Origin of the sequence: Paenirhizobium naphthalenivorans, assembly GCF_007992095.1 — a bacterium.
In the GTDB taxonomy this organism is placed as follows: Bacteria; Pseudomonadota; Alphaproteobacteria; order Rhizobiales; family Rhizobiaceae; genus Allorhizobium; species Allorhizobium naphthalenivorans.
Genome location: NZ_BJZP01000001.1, coordinates 263,012 through 278,074 on the forward strand (window position 1 = coordinate 263,012; position 15,063 = coordinate 278,074).

12 protein-coding genes are annotated in these 15,063 nt (G+C 62.3%); 6 read left to right on the forward strand and 6 right to left on the reverse strand.

Going from position 1 to position 15,063, the window contains the following annotated elements; all coding sequences use genetic code 11:
• Nucleotides 1–7: 7 nt before the first annotated feature.
• Genes glmS through RNA01_RS01240 form a run of 3 tightly spaced genes read left to right on the forward strand, consistent with a single transcriptional unit; the run spans nucleotide 8 to nucleotide 3,040 of the window.
• A complete protein-coding gene (glmS, locus tag RNA01_RS01230) occupies nucleotides 8–1,834 on the forward strand; it encodes a glutamine--fructose-6-phosphate transaminase (isomerizing) (RefSeq protein ID WP_147178102.1) in 1,827 nt (608 codons plus the stop codon).
• Complete coding sequence (locus tag RNA01_RS01235; protein WP_147178104.1) at nucleotides 1,831–2,334, forward strand: GNAT family N-acetyltransferase; 504 nt, start codon at nucleotides 1,831–1,833, stop codon at nucleotides 2,332–2,334. Before glmS ends, RNA01_RS01235 begins: the two co-directional genes overlap by 4 nt.
• A gap of 10 nt (nucleotides 2,335–2,344) precedes the next feature.
• Nucleotides 2,345–3,040 (forward strand): DUF502 domain-containing protein, encoded by a 696-nt coding sequence (locus RNA01_RS01240; RefSeq protein ID WP_147178106.1) that lies wholly within the window; start codon nucleotides 2,345–2,347, stop codon nucleotides 3,038–3,040.
• Here the strand turns inward: RNA01_RS01240 and recG are convergent.
• A complete protein-coding gene (gene recG, locus RNA01_RS01245; RefSeq protein ID WP_147178108.1) occupies nucleotides 3,018–5,123 on the reverse strand; it encodes an ATP-dependent DNA helicase RecG in 2,106 nt (701 codons plus the stop codon). The two genes, RNA01_RS01240 and recG, sit on opposite strands and share 23 nt — an antisense overlap.
• Nucleotides 5,124–5,220: 97 nt before the next feature.
• Here recG and RNA01_RS01250 point away from each other — a divergent pair, with 97 nt between their 5' ends.
• A complete protein-coding gene (locus tag RNA01_RS01250; protein ID WP_147178110.1) occupies nucleotides 5,221–5,535 on the forward strand; it encodes an FAD assembly factor SdhE in 315 nt (104 codons plus the stop codon).
• Nucleotides 5,535–9,041, forward strand: a complete 3,507-nt coding sequence (gene mfd / locus RNA01_RS01255) for a transcription-repair coupling factor (RefSeq protein ID WP_147178112.1) — start codon at nucleotides 5,535–5,537, stop codon at nucleotides 9,039–9,041. Before RNA01_RS01250 ends, mfd begins: the two co-directional genes overlap by 1 nt.
• A gap of 18 nt (nucleotides 9,042–9,059) precedes the next feature.
• Here the strand turns inward: mfd and RNA01_RS01260 are convergent, their stop codons facing one another.
• From RNA01_RS01260 to RNA01_RS01270, 3 genes are all read right to left on the reverse strand, one after another.
• Nucleotides 9,060–10,004 carry a DMT family transporter gene (locus RNA01_RS01260; protein WP_147178114.1) on the reverse strand — a complete coding sequence of 315 codons (945 nt, stop codon included), beginning with the start codon at nucleotides 10,002–10,004 and terminating at the stop codon, nucleotides 9,060–9,062.
• A 58-nt stretch (nucleotides 10,005–10,062) separates the two neighbouring features.
• The gene (locus RNA01_RS01265; RefSeq protein ID WP_147178116.1) at nucleotides 10,063–10,734 is read right to left on the reverse strand and encodes a DsbA family oxidoreductase; all 672 of its coding nucleotides are present in this window, start codon (nucleotides 10,732–10,734) and stop codon (nucleotides 10,063–10,065) included.
• A 124-nt stretch (nucleotides 10,735–10,858) separates the two neighbouring features.
• Nucleotides 10,859–12,661, reverse strand: coding sequence for an extracellular solute-binding protein (locus RNA01_RS01270; RefSeq protein ID WP_284727750.1), 1,803 nt, complete (start codon nucleotides 12,659–12,661; stop codon nucleotides 10,859–10,861).
• 267 nt (nucleotides 12,662–12,928) lie between these two features.
• Here RNA01_RS01270 and RNA01_RS01275 point away from each other — a divergent pair, with 267 nt between their 5' ends.
• Nucleotides 12,929–13,570, forward strand: coding sequence for an invasion associated locus B family protein (locus tag RNA01_RS01275; protein WP_147178118.1), 642 nt, complete (start codon nucleotides 12,929–12,931; stop codon nucleotides 13,568–13,570).
• 90 nt (nucleotides 13,571–13,660) lie between these two features.
• Here RNA01_RS01275 and hspQ read toward each other — a convergent pair whose 3' ends face one another.
• The gene (gene hspQ / locus RNA01_RS01280; protein ID WP_147178120.1) at nucleotides 13,661–13,990 is read right to left on the reverse strand and encodes a heat shock protein HspQ; all 330 of its coding nucleotides are present in this window, start codon (nucleotides 13,988–13,990) and stop codon (nucleotides 13,661–13,663) included.
• Between the two features lie 77 nt (nucleotides 13,991–14,067).
• The gene (locus RNA01_RS01285; RefSeq protein WP_147178122.1) at nucleotides 14,068–15,003 is read right to left on the reverse strand and encodes a DMT family transporter; all 936 of its coding nucleotides are present in this window, start codon (nucleotides 15,001–15,003) and stop codon (nucleotides 14,068–14,070) included.
• Between the last annotated feature and the right edge of the window lie 60 nt (nucleotides 15,004–15,063).

The following is a 15,063-nucleotide window of genomic DNA, read 5'->3' on the forward strand; positions in this document are numbered from 1 at the left end:
GAGCTCTATGTGCGGCATTGTCGGTATTGTCGGTAATCATCAGGTGGCGGGCCGTTTGGTCGACGCGCTGAAGCGGCTGGAATATCGCGGCTACGATTCCGCCGGTGTTGCAACGATAGACAACGGCGTGATGGATCGTCGCCGTGCCGAAGGCAAACTGTTCAATCTGGAGAAGAAGCTCGATGCCCACCCTCTGGGCGGTATGATCGGCATCGCCCATACCCGCTGGGCCACCCATGGCGTCCCCAATGAGAACAATGCGCATCCGCATTTTGTCGACGGCGTCGCCGTCGTTCACAACGGCATCATCGAGAACTTTTCCGAGCTGCGCGACGAGCTGACCGCCGAAGGCGCGGTCTTCACCACCCAGACCGACACCGAAATCGTCGCCCAGCTGATCGCCAAGTATCGCCGCCAGGGCCTCGACAACCGGGCTGCCATGCTGGCCATGCTGAATCACGTCAAAGGCGCCTATGCGCTCGTCGTGATGTTCGCCGACGATCCGGATACCATCATGGCCGCCCGCTTCGGGCCGCCGCTTGCCGTTGGTTTCGGGAAGGGCGAGATGTTCCTCGGCTCGGATGCGATCGCGCTTGCCCCGTTCACCAACGAGATTGCCTATCTGGTTGACGGCGACTGCGCCATCATTCACCGCGATGGCGCGGAGATCATCGATTTCGCCGGCAATCCGGTCGAACGCGCGCACCAGATCTCCCAGGCGACCGCCTTCATCGTCGACAAAGGTAACCATCGCCACTTCATGGAGAAGGAGATCTACGAACAGCCGGAGGTCATTTCGCACGCGCTGTCCAACTATGTCGATTTCCACTCCCATACGGTGAAGCCGGTCGATGCGGCGATCGATTTCAAGAATTTGCGCGGTCTGGCGATCTCTGCCTGTGGTACGGCCTATCTCGCCGGCCTGGTCGGCAAGTACTGGTTCGAGCGCTACGCGCGCCTGCCGGTCGAGATCGATGTGGCCTCCGAGTTCCGCTATCGCGAAATGCCGCTCTCCAAGGACCAGGCGGCGCTGTTCATCTCGCAATCCGGCGAGACCGCCGACACGCTCGCCTGCCTGCGTTATTGCCATGACGAGGGGCTGAAGATCGGCGCGATCGTCAACGTCAAGGAATCGACGATCGCCCGCGAGGCCGATGCTGTCTTCCCGATCCTCGCCGGCCCTGAGATCGGCGTCGCCTCGACCAAGGCTTTTACCTGCCAGCTCGCCGTGCTCGCCTCACTGGCGATCGCCGCCGGTAAGGCGCGCGGTACGATCTCGCCGGACGAGGAACGGCAGCTGGTCAAGAGCCTAGCCGAAATGCCGCGCATCATGAGCCTGGTGTTGAACGCCATCCAGCCGCAAGTGGAGACGCTGGCGCGTGACCTGTCGAAATACAAGGACGTTCTCTATCTTGGCCGTGGCACCAGTTATCCGCTCGCCATGGAAGGCGCGCTGAAGCTCAAGGAAATCTCCTATATCCATGCCGAGGGCTATGCTGCCGGCGAGCTGAAGCACGGCCCGATCGCCCTGATCGATGAAAATATGCCGGTCATCGTCATTGCCCCGCACGACCGCTTCTTCGACAAGACGGTGTCGAATATGCAGGAAGTGGCAGCCCGTGGCGGCCGGATCATCTTTATCACCGACGAGAAGGGGGCGGCGGCCTCCAAACTCGAGACCATGGCGACGATTGTCCTGCCGAACGTCGCGGAAATCATCGCGCCAATGGTCTTCTCGCTGCCGATCCAGCTGCTCGCATACCACACCGCAGTATTCATGGGCACCGACGTCGACCAGCCGCGCAATCTGGCGAAGTCGGTCACCGTCGAATGATCATCCGGCCGGAGGCGCCGGGTGATGAAGCCGCCATCGGCGCGATTACGGCCACCGCCTTCACCGGCCACCCGCATAGCGAGGGGTCGGAGCCCCGGATCATCGAGCGCCTCCGCAAGGCCGGCGCCCTGACGCTTTCGCTGGTCGCCGAGGACGATGGCCGGATCGTCGGCCATGTTGCTTTTTCGCCTGTCACGCTTTCGGGTGGCGAAACCGGCTGGTATGGCGTCGGGCCGATTTCAGTGGAGCCTGGCCGCCAGAGACAGGGGATCGGCTCTGCGCTGATGCGCAAGGGTCTGGAGTGGCTGAAGGCGCATGGCGCCAATGGCTGCGCCTTGGTTGGTGATCCCGGTTACTACCAGCGCTTCGGTTTCCGCGCCATGCCGGAGTTGCGCACAGCCGATGTGCCGCCGGAGTTTTTCCTCGTGCTGCCCTTGCGAAGTGAGGTGCCCTTGGGCATTGTCGCCTTCCATCCGGTATTTTTTGGCGATGCAGCATAACGGCGGCACGATGAACGACAGACCTGATCGGATTTCGCTTGCGACACGCATCCGGAACAACTTCCTGACCGGCCTGATCATCTGCGCGCCGCTGGCCATCACCATATGGCTCACGTGGTCGTTCATCCATTGGGCCGACAGCTGGGTGAAGCCCTATATCCCGAGCCGCTACAATCCGGAAAGCTATCTGAAATTCGCCATTCCCGGTTTCGGCCTGCTGCTGGCTCTGGTGGCCATCACCCTCATCGGCTTTCTCGGTAAAAACCTGATCGGCCGCTCGATTGTCGGCTATAGCGAGTCCATCCTGAATCGCATGCCGCTCGTGCGCACCGTTTACAAAAGCACCAAGCAGATTTTCGAGACGGTGCTGAAGGAACAGTCCAGTTCGTTCAAAAGGGTTGGCCTGATCGAGTTCCCGCACCCCGGGACCTGGGCGCTGGTCTTCGTCTCGACCGACGCCAGGGGCGAGATCGCTGCCAAACTCAGCGAGAACGGCGAGGAGATGGTCGCCGTCTTTCTTGCGCCGACCCCGGTTCCCACCGCCGGTTTCCTGATGTTCGTGCCGCGCAGCAAGCTGAGGCTGCTCGACATGTCGCCGGAAGAGGGCATCAAGCTTCTGATCTCGGCCGGGCTGGTGACACCGGAATACACGGCCGCAGCGACCTCGGATGCTGCAAACGCCGTTACCCCGCCCGCAGAAACCTGATCGCTTCGTCGCGCCGGTGCAGGTAGAGCAGGGTGCGCACGGCCTCGCCGCGCGGGGTCGTCAGCTCTGGATCGCGATCCAATAGGTATGACGCGTCCTTGCGGGCGATCTCCAGCAGGTCGGCATGGGCTTCGAGACTGGCGATCCTGAACCCCGGTGTGCCGGACTGGCGCGTGCCGAGCAGTTCGCCTTCGCCGCGCAGTTTCAGATCCTCCTCTGCGATCAGGAAGCCGTCCTCGCTGTCGCGCAGGATCTTGAGCCGCGCGGTGCCGGTCTCGCCGAGTGGCCCCTTGTAGAGCAGGATGCAGCTGGAGGCCTCGTCGCCGCGTCCGACCCGACCGCGCAGCTGATGCAGTTGGGCGAGGCCGAAGCGTTCAGCATGTTCTATCACCATGATCGTCGCATCCGGCACGTCGACGCCGACCTCCACCACCGTCGTCGCCACCAGTAGTCGCGTCTCGCCCTTCTTGAAGGCGATCATCGCAGCGTCCTTCTCCGGCCCGCTCATCCGGCCATGGACGAGGCCGACCGGCGCACCAACCGCCTTCTCCAGAACCGCGAACCTCTCCTCGGCGGACATCAGGTCGGAAACGTCGGACTCTTCGACCAGCGGGCAGATCCAGTAGGCCTTCTTACCGTCCGCGATGGCGGCACGCAGCCGCTCGACGATTTCGCCGGTGCGCTCGCTCGGAACGGTCACGGTCTGGATCGGCTTGCGGCCGGCCGGTTTTTCGGTGAGCTTGGAAACGTCCATGTCGCCGAAGGCCGCGAGCACCAGCGTGCGCGGGATCGGGGTGGCGGTCATCACCAGCATGTGCGGCGAGATACCCTTGGCGGTCAGCCGCAGCCGCTGGTGCACCCCAAAGCGGTGCTGTTCGTCGACCACGGCCAGCACCAGATTGCTGTAACTCACCGTATCCTGGAACAGGGCATGGGTGCCTATGATGATCTGCGCCTCGCCCGAGGCGATCCGCGCGGTTATCGCCTCACGTTCCTTGCCCTTGGTGCGTCCGGTCAGCACCTCGACGTTGAGGCCCGTCACCGTGGCAAACTTCGAGATCGTGGCGTAATGCTGGCGGGCGAGAATTTCGGTCGGGGCCATCAGCACCGCCTGGCCACCGCTCTCGACGGCGGCCGCCATGGCAAGAAGCGCCACCAGCGTCTTGCCGGCGCCGACATCGCCCTGCAACAGGCGCAACATGCGGGTGTCCGAACCCATGTCCTTCAAGATGTCGGCAATCGCCCCGGACTGGCTGTTGGTCGGTGTGAAGGGCAGGGCGGCGAGGATCTTGGCGGAAATTTCGCCCGTCGCCTTGATCGGCGTGCCCGGCACTTTGCGCAGCTTCTGGCGAACCAGTGCCAGAGACACCTGGCCGGCGAGGAACTCGTCATAGGCCAGTCGCCGGCGGGCCGGGGCCTGCGGATCGATATCCTTCTCGTCGCGCGGATGGTGCAGGTCGATGAAGCTTTGGCGGACGCTCGGGAAACCCTGCCGTGCGGCAAGCGCAGCATCGATCCACTCCGGCATCTCGGGCACTCGCTCGAGCGCATGTTCGATCGCCTTGCGCAGGACCTTCGGCGTCAGGCCAGCGGTCAGCGGATAAACCGGTTCGACTAGCGGCAGGTTCTCCGCCTCGCTCGCCTTCACCATCACATCGGGATGCACCATCGACGGGCGGCCATTGAACCAGTCGACCTTGCCGGAGACGATGATCGTCTCATCGATCGGCAGGGCCTTTTCCAGCCAGTTACCCCTGACGCGAAAGAAGGTCAGCGCCAGTTCCCCGGTCTCGTCGTGGAGAAAAACGCGGTAGGGCATATTGGGTTTGCCCGACGGCGGTGGCTGATGCCGGTCGACCCGGCCCGTGATCGTCACGATCGCGCCCTGCTGGGCAAGAGCGATGCCGGGTTGGTTGCGGCGGTCGATCAGGCGGAAGGGCGCGAGGAACAGGAGATCGACGATGCGGGTATCCTCGGCATCCTCGCGGCCGAGCAGGCTCGCCAAAAGCTGGGCAAGCTTGGGCCCGACGCCGGAGAGCGAAGCGACGGAGGCAAACAGGGGATCGAGAAGCATTGGCCGCATGGTCCTGGCAAAATGCGCCGAGAATTACCGCCTTGGCAAGGCTGACAACCGGGTTGGACGGCGCTATAGAGGCGCATCAACAGGAAGGTGTTTCGAAATGACCGGATTGATCCTCAGCAGTGCCGAACTCGATCCGCGCCGCCGGCGCATTCTGTTCCGTTGCTGGCACCGCGGCATTCGCGAGATGGACCTGATCCTAGGCCAGTTCGCCGAAGCCGAGATCGCCGCCCTTGACGATGCCGATCTCGACGAACTCGAGCGCATCATGGCCGAGGAGGACAACGATCTGGTGAAGTACATCACCGGCGCTGCGCCTGTCCCGGATCACCTGAAAACCCCGCTTTTCACCCGCATCGCCGCCTGCCGTCCGGACTTCTCTCCGGTCACCATGGAAGACCTCGGACGCCCATAATGATCTCGCTGCTCGATACACGGAAGATTGCCGCCGTCGACACGGCGCTGACGCTGTCGCATGTGCCGGACGGTATGGATGCCTTCATCCTGGCGGAACTCGCCCGTCAGGGGCGACCGGTCGCCTATATCCTGTCGGATGGCCAGCGCATGGCCGATATCGAGCAGAACCTCTCGTTCGCTGCGCCGGAAATTCCGGTGCTGACACTGCCGGCATGGGACTGTCTTCCCTATGACCGTGTATCGCCTTCGGCCGATGTGTCGGCACGCCGTCTGACGGCGCTGTCGGGCCTGATTGCCCACGCCAAGAAGCCGCACACGGCGATCGTGCTGGTCACCGTCAATGCCATGCTGCAAAAGGTGGCGCCCGCGGAGGTGATAGACAGCCTCGGCTTTTCGGCCCGTCCGGGCAACCAGATCAAGATGGACGACATCGCCGCCCGTCTGGAGCGCAACGGCTTCGAGCGCGTGGCAACCGTGCGCGAGGTCGGCGAATTCGCCGTGCGCGGCGGCATTCTCGACGTCTTCGTCCCCGGCTCGGAAGAACCGGTGCGCCTCGATTTCTTCGGCGATACGCTCGAGAGCATCCGCACCTTCGACCCGGCCAGCCAGCGCACGATCGGCCAGGCCCGCTCGCTCGATTTGCACCCGATGAGCGAGGTGACGCTGACACCGGATTCGATTAGCCGCTTTCGCAAGAACTACCTGTCTCTGTTCGGCGCCGCCACCCGCGACGATGCTCTTTATGCCGCAGTGTCCGAAGGCCGGCGCTACGCCGGCATGGAGCACTGGCTGCCGCTGTTCCACAATCATCTCGATACGGTGTTTGACTACCTCCGGGGCTTCCGCATCGTCACCGACCATGCCGTGCGCGAGGCGGCCGAGGAACGCGCCAAGCTGATCCGCGACTATTACGAGGCCCGGCTGAATTCGGCTACTCCGGGCAAGGGTCACCTCTCCCAGGGCACGCCCTACAAGCCTGTTCCGCCCGAACGCCTCTATCTGGGCGCCGGCGAATTCGGCCGGATGCTCGACGCCGAAGCGCCGCTCCGGTTGACGCCCTTTGCCGAACACGACGGCGAGAGCCGCAAGGTCATCGAGATCGCCGCCCGGCCGAGCCCACGCTGGGCCAAGACCGCCCAGGAGACGGGTGAGGGCAATACCCGCACCAACGTCTTCGACCAGGCGGTGAAATATATCGCCGAGAAGCGGGCCGCCGGCTCCAAGGTTCTGATCGCCGGCTGGTCGGAAGGATCGCTCGACCGGCTGCTGCAAGTGCTCGACGAGCACGGGCTTGCCAAACTGAAGCCCGTTGCATCGCTCAAGGACCTCGACGGACTGAAGAAAGGCGAGGCGGCGACCGCCGTGCTCAGCCTTGAAGGTGGTTTCGAGGCCGGCGATCTGGTCATCGTCGGCGAGCAGGACATTCTCGGCGACCGTATGGTGCGCCGTTCCAAGCGCCGCAAGCGCGCCGCCGACTTCATCTCGGAAGTGGCCGGCCTCGACGAGGGTTCGATTGTCGTCCATGCCGAGCACGGCATCGGCCGTTTCGTCGGGCTGCGCACGATCGAGGCGGCGGGTGCGCCGCATGCCTGCCTTGAACTGCGTTATGCCGACGACGCCAAGCTTTTCCTGCCGGTCGAGAACATTGATCTGCTGTCGCGCTACGGCTCGGAATCCAGCGACGCGCAGCTCGACAAGCTGGGCGGCGGGGCCTGGCAAATGCGCAAGGCCAAGCTCAAGAAGCGCCTGCTGGATATGGCCGGTGCGCTGATCCGCATCGCCGCCCAGCGCATGACCCGCTCGGCGCCGGTGCTGACCACGCAGGAGGGGCTCTACGACGAATTCGCCGCCCGTTTCCCCTATGACGAGACCGAAGACCAGTTGAACGCCATCGAGGCGGTGCGCGGTGATCTCGGCGCCGGACGGCCGATGGACCGGCTGATCTGCGGCGACGTCGGCTTCGGCAAGACGGAAGTGGCGCTGCGCGCCGCCTTTGTCGCGGCGATGAACGGCATCCAGGTCGCCGTTGTTGTGCCGACCACGCTTCTGGCACGCCAGCATTTCAAGACCTTCTCCGAGCGCTTCCGCGGTCTGCCGGTTCGCGTGCAACAGGCGTCGCGCCTCGTTGGCACCAAGGAACTCAATCTGGTCAAGAAGGAAGTGGCGGAAGGCAAGACCGACATTGTCGTCGGCACCCATGCGTTGCTCGGCAGCGGCATTACCTTCGCCAATCTCGGCCTGCTGATCATCGACGAAGAGCAGCATTTCGGAGTCAAGCACAAGGAACGGCTGAAGGAGCTGAAATCCGATGTGCATGTGCTGACGCTGTCGGCGACACCGATCCCGCGCACGCTGCAACTCGCCATGACCGGGGTTCGCGAGCTGTCGCTGATCACCACGCCGCCTGTCGACCGCATGGCGGTGCGCACCTTCATCTCGCCGTTCGATCCGCTGGTGATCCGCGAGACGCTGATGCGCGAGCATTATCGCGGTGGCCAGAGTTTCTACGTCTGCCCGCGCCTGGCAGACCTGGCCGACATCCAGGCTTTCCTTGCCTCGGATGTTCCCGAGCTGAAGGTCGCCGTCGCCCATGGCCAGATGGCGGCGGGCGAGCTCGAAGACATAATGAACGCCTTCTATGATGGGCGTTACGACGTGCTGCTGTCGACCACCATCGTCGAATCCGGTCTTGACGTGCCGACCGCCAACACGCTGATCGTCCACCGTGCCGACATGTTCGGCCTCGCCCAGCTCTATCAGCTGCGCGGCCGTGTCGGGCGCTCCAAGGTGCGGGCCTTCGCACTGCTGACCCTGCCGGTCAACAAGGTGCTGACCACCACGGCCGAACGCCGCCTCAAGGTGCTGCAATCACTCGACACGCTTGGCGCCGGCTTTCAGCTGGCAAGCCACGACCTCGACATTCGCGGCGCCGGAAACCTGCTCGGCGAGGAACAGTCGGGCCATATCAAGGAAGTGGGCTTCGAGCTCTATCAGAACATGCTGGAGGAAGCGGTCGCCGAGGTGAAGGGCGACGACGAGATCAGCGATAGCGGCTGGTCGCCGCAGATTTCGGTCGGCACGTCGGTGATGATCCCGGACGACTACGTCCCGGACCTGCATCTGCGTCTGGGCCTTTATCGCCGTCTGGGCGAGGTGACGGAACTCAACGAGATCGACGGTTTCGGCGCCGAGATGATCGACCGCTTCGGCCCGCTGCCCCTCGAGGTCCAGCACCTGCTCAAGATCGTCTATATCAAGGCACTCTGCCGCAAGGCCAATGTGGATAAACTCGACGCCGGACCGAAGGGCATTGTCGTGCAGTTCCGCAACAAGGAGTTCCCCAATCCGGCGGCACTGGTCGGCTATATCGCCAAACAGGGTTCGATGGCGAAAATCCGCCCCGACCAGAGCATCTTCCTCACCCGCGACCTGCCGACCCCGGAAAAGCGCCTGCAGGGTGCGGCTATCGTCATGACGCAGTTCGCGGAACTGGCGAAGAGCTGAAGGAGAGTGGGCTCTGGTCTACGGAGTTGTTTTTGTTTCATCTTCGGGCTTGATCGCCAGTGCCGCCTCGTCCTTGCCGGCCACCACGGGCGGCAGGGCGACGCCCTTGGTGCGCTCGCGGCTGATGGTCAGCAGGCCCGAACCGATGATCAGCACGATGCCGGCCACCATCGGCACGTCGACGCGGTCACCGAAGATCAGGTAGCCGAACAGGATGCCCCAGAGCATCTGGCTGTATTGGATCGGCCCGACCACGGCGGCCGGGGCAAAAAAGGCGGCATACATCAGCAGGATGTTGCCAAGCGCGCCAAGCAGACCATAGCCGGCGAGCAAGAGCCATTCCTCGCCGGTCGGCATGCGAAAATCACCCAGCATCAGCAGGCCGCAGATGACGAGGCCGCCGAGCAGGCCGGCACCATAGAGCGAGATATTCTTCTCTGCCGAACCGATGGCACGGTAGATGATGATCGATAACGCTCCGCCCAGACCGGCGAAAATGGCGCCGACATGGCCGATCGAGAGTTCGCGAAATCCGGGGCGCAACACGACGAGCACGCCGAGGAAGCCGATGATCACCGCGCCCCAGCGGCGGATGCCGACCGGCTCTTTCAGAAATACCACCGACATGATGGTGACGAAGGAGGGCAGCAGGAAGATCAGGCAGAAGGCCTCGGCCATCGACAGATGGGTGAAAGCCGTGACGGAACCGATGATACCCGCCCCGGCCGAGAAAAAGCGGAGCAGCCAGAGCGGACGGTTGGTCGTGGCGAAGACGTCGCTCCAGCGATCGCCGCGCTTCATCAGGAAGGGCAGGGCGGCGATGCCGAAAACCGAGCCGAAGAAGCCGGATTCAAAGGGGCTGACGCCTCCTTCGATGAGTTTGACGCAGGCGTCCGAGATCGCATAGGCGGCAAAGGCCGCGAAGGCGATGAGGATGCCTCGAAGAACAGGGTCGGAGCGCACGGTGATGGTTCCCGGGAGGAAGGATATCAGTCGTGATTACGGGTGATCCCGCACCGCGTCAATTGAGTTTCGCAAGCGCTTCGGCTTTCATCCTGGCGATGTCACGCAGCGCTCCGACGATCACCTCCGGCGTCTGCGCGCCGCTCACCGCATATTGCTGGTCGAAGATCAGGAAGGGCACACCGGTCACGCCCATCTGTCGTGCGGCGTCGATCTCGGCCAGCACTTCGGCCTTGTCGGCGTCACCGGTCAAAAGCGCATCGATCAGCGCCGGATCAAGGCCGGCCTTTTCGGCGATGTCAATCAGGACCGCCGGATCGCCGACGTTGCGGCCCTCTTCGAAATTGGCCTTGAACAGCGCCGAGACGACACGGCCTTGAATGTCGCGGTCTTCGACGCCGGCCCAATAGATCAGCCGGTGCGCATCGAGCGTGTTCGGGCCGATCTTGATCGCTGCAAAGTCGAAGGCGATGCCGACCTCCGCACCAAACGCGCGCAGCTGCTCGTGGGCACTGTCCATCTTCTCCTTACCGCCGAGCTTTTCGGCCAGCGCCTTTTGATGGTCGACGCCTTCCGGCGGATAGTCGGGATTGAGCTGGTAGGGTCGCCAGTTGACATCGACACCGATCTCGTCCTGCACTTCGGCGATGGCGAGGTCCAGCCGCGCCTTGCCGAGATAGCACCAGGGGCAGACGACGTCCGAGACGATGTCGATTGTGATGCGTTCCATGGTGTTTCCCTTTCTCTGGGCAGCGGTTCAAATCGGTCAATCGGCCCGACGTAGGGCCAAGTGCGCCAAAGTTCAACCGATTACCTTCGGGTAACCGCCCAGGACTTCGCTTTGGGTGAACCCATTACTGCGCCCGGGCGTCCCACCAGGTCGGCAGTTGGTAGCCATAGAGCGGCGTCTTCTCCGGCCGGCCGATATGCTTCCAGCGCGCGACCCATTGCTCGCCGATATGATAGAGCGGCACGACATAGTGACCGGCGACCAGCAGCCTGTCGTAGGCGCGCACGGCCGCCTGAAAATCCTCCATGCTCCGGGCGTTCACCAGCGCGTCGATCATCCGGTCGATGTCCGGGTCGGCCGTGCCGGCGTAGTTGAAGCTGCCCGAGGCGTCGCGCGAGGCCGAATCCCAGCGGTTGATCTGTTCCGCACCCGGCGAAAGAGAGGACGTATAGGCTTTAACGATCATGTCGTAGTCGAAGCTGTTCGATCGGGCCTGATACTGGGCATCGTCCACGGTGCGGATCGAAATCCGGATGCCTATCAGCGCGAGCGTCCGCTGATAGGCGATCGCCATCCTCTCCTGGCTTTCATTCTGGGTCATGACCTCGAAGGAGAGCGGATTGCCCGAAGCGTCCACCATCTTGCCGCCTTTGATGGAATAGCCGGCTTGGGCCAGCAGGGTGACTGCCTGCCGTAGGATCTTGCGGTCAGCGCCGGACCCGTCGGAGACCGGCATGGCATAGGTGCCTTGCAGTATTTCGGGAGAGATCTTGCTTCTAGCGGTGCCTAGAAGCGCCAGTTCACGTGCATCGGCGGCATTGCCATAGGCGCCAAGCGAGGAGTTCTGCCAGAAGCTCTGGCTGCGCTTGAAGGCGCCGCCATAGAGGTTTTTATTCACCCATTCGAAATCGAAGGCGAGCGACAGCGCTTCACGCACTTTGGCGTTGGTGAAGAGAGGCCTGCGGGTGTTGAAAACGAAGCCGAGCATCCCGGAGGGAAGGCCGGGCTGGAAGACTTCCCTGAGCACCTCGCCGTTCTTTACCGCCGGGAAATCGTAGGCGCGTGTCCAATGACCGGAATCCCCTTCCGGATAAATATCCACATCCCCCTTCTTGAAGGCCTCGAACAGCGTCGAATCCTGCAGGAAATAGGTCACCGAGATTTCATCGTAATTGTCTATGCCAACCTTCGCGGGCAGGTCCTTTCCCCAATAGTCCGGGTCGCGCTGGTAGACGATCTTCTCGCCCGGCTTGATCGATTTGATCTTGTACGGCCCCGAAGCGACCGGAATGTCCAGCGAGGTCCGGTCGAAGGTCTCCGGATCAATGGCATGTTGCGGCAGGATCGGCGACATGGCGAGGATCAGCGGTGTCTCGCGATTGGCCTTGTCGTTAAAGGTGAATCGTACGCTGTTCTCGCCGACCTTCTCCATTTTCTCGACCGCTGCCATGCGGCGGTTGTACGGAGGACGCCCCTTGTCCTGCAGCAGGTTGAAGGAGAATATCACGTCCTCCGCCGTCACCGGCTTGCCGTCGTTCCAGTGTGCCTTCGGATTGAGGTTGAACTGGATGAAGGTGCGATCCTCGTCCCATTCAACGGTTTCCGCCAGAAGCCCGTAAAGCGAGAAGGGCTCGTCGCTCGACCGCGTCATCAGCGATTCATAGAACAGGTTGCCGTATTCCGGGTCCCATATGCCGCGTGCCGTGGTGCGCATACCCTTGAGAACAAAGGAGTTAAGGCTGTCGAACGTACCGACGACGCCGTAATTGATCCTGCCCCCCTTTTTCACCTGCGGATCGACATAGGGAAAGTGAGTGTAGCCAGCCGGAAGCGCAGGCTCGCCGTGCATGGCAATCCCGTGCAGCCGGTCGGCATGGGCGAGTCCGCATTGGGCGAGGAAGAGCAGACTGATGGCGATACGGCGCACGAAGTGTCCTTTCCGCGATGCACGAGAATCTGCGGCAAGCTAGCATGAACACCATAAAACAAACACATCACGCTGCAAAAAGCAGAGCCACCTCAGGATACAGCCAAAGAAAGGCTGGATATTGCGGACTTCGCGATGTAACAGGAGAGCCGGGTGCCAAGGTCATGTATTTGCCTCATTTGGACGACAGGTGACAGGCAGCACGACCGGCGAGTGTCGCGGCCTCCAATGTGCCCCGATATCGGTTTTCAGGAGACGGATTAGGTTATGATGTTCAATGCAAGCAAAGCGACGCGGACGGCACTGTCTGCTCTTGTTCTGACCCTCGGCGCGGCTTCTGCCCCGACGGTTGTCAGCGCCCAGACCGCGGCCGCCCCGACTGGCCCGGCAGCGGCCAAGTGGTTCAAGACCTGCTCCAAGCAGGAAGAGGCCGATGTCTGCATCGTGCAGAACCAGATCGTTGCCCAGAACGGACAGTTGATCACGGCGGTCGGCCTGATCTCGGTCGAAGGCAAGGTCAACCGCAAGCTGATGCAGGTCACTGTGCCGACCGCGCGCCTCATCCCGCCGGGCATCATGATGCAGATCGACGGCGGCAAGGGCGTTAAGCTGGACTATACCGTCTGCCTTCCGGACCGTTGCACGGCTGAAATGCCGCTGACCGACGCGATCATCGCCAGCCTGAAGAAGGGTAACGAGGTGGTCATCACCTCGGTTAACTTCCGCCGCGCACCGAACCCGATCAAGATTCCGCTTGATGGCTTCACCGGCGCTTACGATGGCGAGGCCATGTCTCAATCGCAGGCCGAAGAGCGCCAGCGCCTGCTGCAAGAAGCTATGCAGAAGAAGCAGGAAGAGCGCAACAAGGCGATGAGCGACGCCCAGAACGCGGCCAAGCAGGGCAATTAATCCCCGCCTGAGTTCAAAAAATGCGAAAGGCCCGCGTTCAACGCGGGCCTTCATTATTTTGAGGCAATGCCGGCATGGCCGGGCGAAACTTCAGTGGGTGAAGTTCACCTTCGGCTTATAGTGTCCAGACTCCTTGAGGACGAAGATCTGCTGAACCTGAGGATTGCGTAGCGGTTCATCGCTCACATCCTTTTCCAGGTTCTGCTCCGAGACATAGGCGACATATTCGGTTTCCTCGTTCTCGGCAAGCAGGTGATAAAACGGCTGCTCTCTCTGCGGTCTGACCTCGGCCGGGATGGAATTCCACCATTCCTCGCTGTTGGAGAATTCCGGATCCACGTCGAACACCACGCCGCGGAACGGAAAGACCTTGTGTCGAACGACTTCACCGATGCCAAATTTTGCGTTGCGTTGTTTCATGGGCTTCACTTCCTTTCCCTATAAATTTGGGGAGTGGAACGCGAAACATCAAGTCCCGAATATGTATTCTGGTGCGCCTATACTTTGCCAACCCGTCGACCAGGGGCGGTGGCAAGGATCAGGCCACCCATCACCAGCACAATGCCCGCAGCATGGTAGGACTGGAATCGCTCGCCCAGGAACACCACTGCCATAACGATTGAGATGGGCGGCATCAGGTAGAGCGTGACGCCCGCCATAGCGGGGCCGAAAACCCGCACGGCGTGCTGGAAACAGTAGAAGGCGGCAAGCGATGCAAAAAGGATAATGCCGAGAAGTTTTGTCCAGTCGCTTGTCGTGTCCGGCAGCAACCCGCCGGTCAGAACCTCATAGAGGGCGGGCGGCATCAATACGAGCGTGCCCGACAGTGAGAGTAGGCCGAAGAGCGGCATGGGGGGCATGGCCCTGACCGCCGGGTGGCGAAGAAGGAGCGAATAGAGCGCAAAGGCGATCGCCGCAGCCAGGATGCCAAAATCGCCGATGTTGAAGCGCAGGTGCAGAAGTGCCGTCCAGTCGCCCTTCAGCACTATGACGGCCACCCCGGCAAAGGCGACGATCATGCCGAGCAGCTCGGCGGCGCTGATCTTGCGCCCCTGGAACAGCCATTGCAGCAGAATGATGAACAGCGACGAGGTGGTATAGATCAGCGTCGCGTTGGAGGCGGTGGTCAGCGTCAACGCCCAGTAGACGAAGCCGCCGCAGATGCCCATGCCGAGGATGCCGAGAACCAGCCAGATCGCGGTATGCGACCGGACGAAGGCGAGGCAGGCCTTCCGCTCGGCATAGACGAAGGGAAAGATGATGGCGGCCGAGCCTGCCCAGCGCAGAAAGGCCGTGGTGAAAGGCGCGATCTCGCCGGTAATGCCGCGGCCGAAGATCAGGTTGCTGGAGAAGAACACCGGCGCAAGGAAATAGAGCAACCAGTCGAGGGGACGCGGCGCGGCCTGGCTTGGGTCAGTGGTTTCGGCGGACATGGGAAAAATACCGTCCTGAGAGGGGTGAGGCGGCGGGTCTGGTCGTTCCCGTCAACGTAT

What these genes read in the sequence shown, in the direction of transcription:
- glmS (WP_147178102.1), top strand. Translation starts at nt 8, where the DNA reads ATGTGCGGCATTGTCGGTATTGTCGGTAATCATCAGGTGGCGGGCCGT.
- RNA01_RS01240 (WP_147178106.1), top strand. Translation starts at nt 2,345, where the DNA reads ATGAACGACAGACCTGATCGGATTTCGCTTGCGACACGCATCCGGAAC.
- RNA01_RS01235 (WP_147178104.1), top strand. Translation starts at nt 1,831, where the DNA reads ATGATCATCCGGCCGGAGGCGCCGGGTGATGAAGCCGCCATCGGCGCG.
- mfd (WP_147178112.1), top strand. Translation starts at nt 5,535, where the DNA reads ATGATCTCGCTGCTCGATACACGGAAGATTGCCGCCGTCGACACGGCG.
- RNA01_RS01285 (WP_147178122.1), bottom strand. Translation starts at nt 15,003, where the DNA reads ATGTCCGCCGAAACCACTGACCCAAGCCAGGCCGCGCCGCGTCCCCTC.
- recG (WP_147178108.1), bottom strand. Translation starts at nt 5,123, where the DNA reads ATGCGGCCAATGCTTCTCGATCCCCTGTTTGCCTCCGTCGCTTCGCTC.
- RNA01_RS01265 (WP_147178116.1), bottom strand. Translation starts at nt 10,734, where the DNA reads ATGGAACGCATCACAATCGACATCGTCTCGGACGTCGTCTGCCCCTGG.
- RNA01_RS01275 (WP_147178118.1), top strand. Translation starts at nt 12,929, where the DNA reads ATGATGTTCAATGCAAGCAAAGCGACGCGGACGGCACTGTCTGCTCTT.
- RNA01_RS01250 (WP_147178110.1), top strand. Translation starts at nt 5,221, where the DNA reads ATGACCGGATTGATCCTCAGCAGTGCCGAACTCGATCCGCGCCGCCGG.
- hspQ (WP_147178120.1), bottom strand. Translation starts at nt 13,990, where the DNA reads ATGAAACAACGCAACGCAAAATTTGGCATCGGTGAAGTCGTTCGACAC.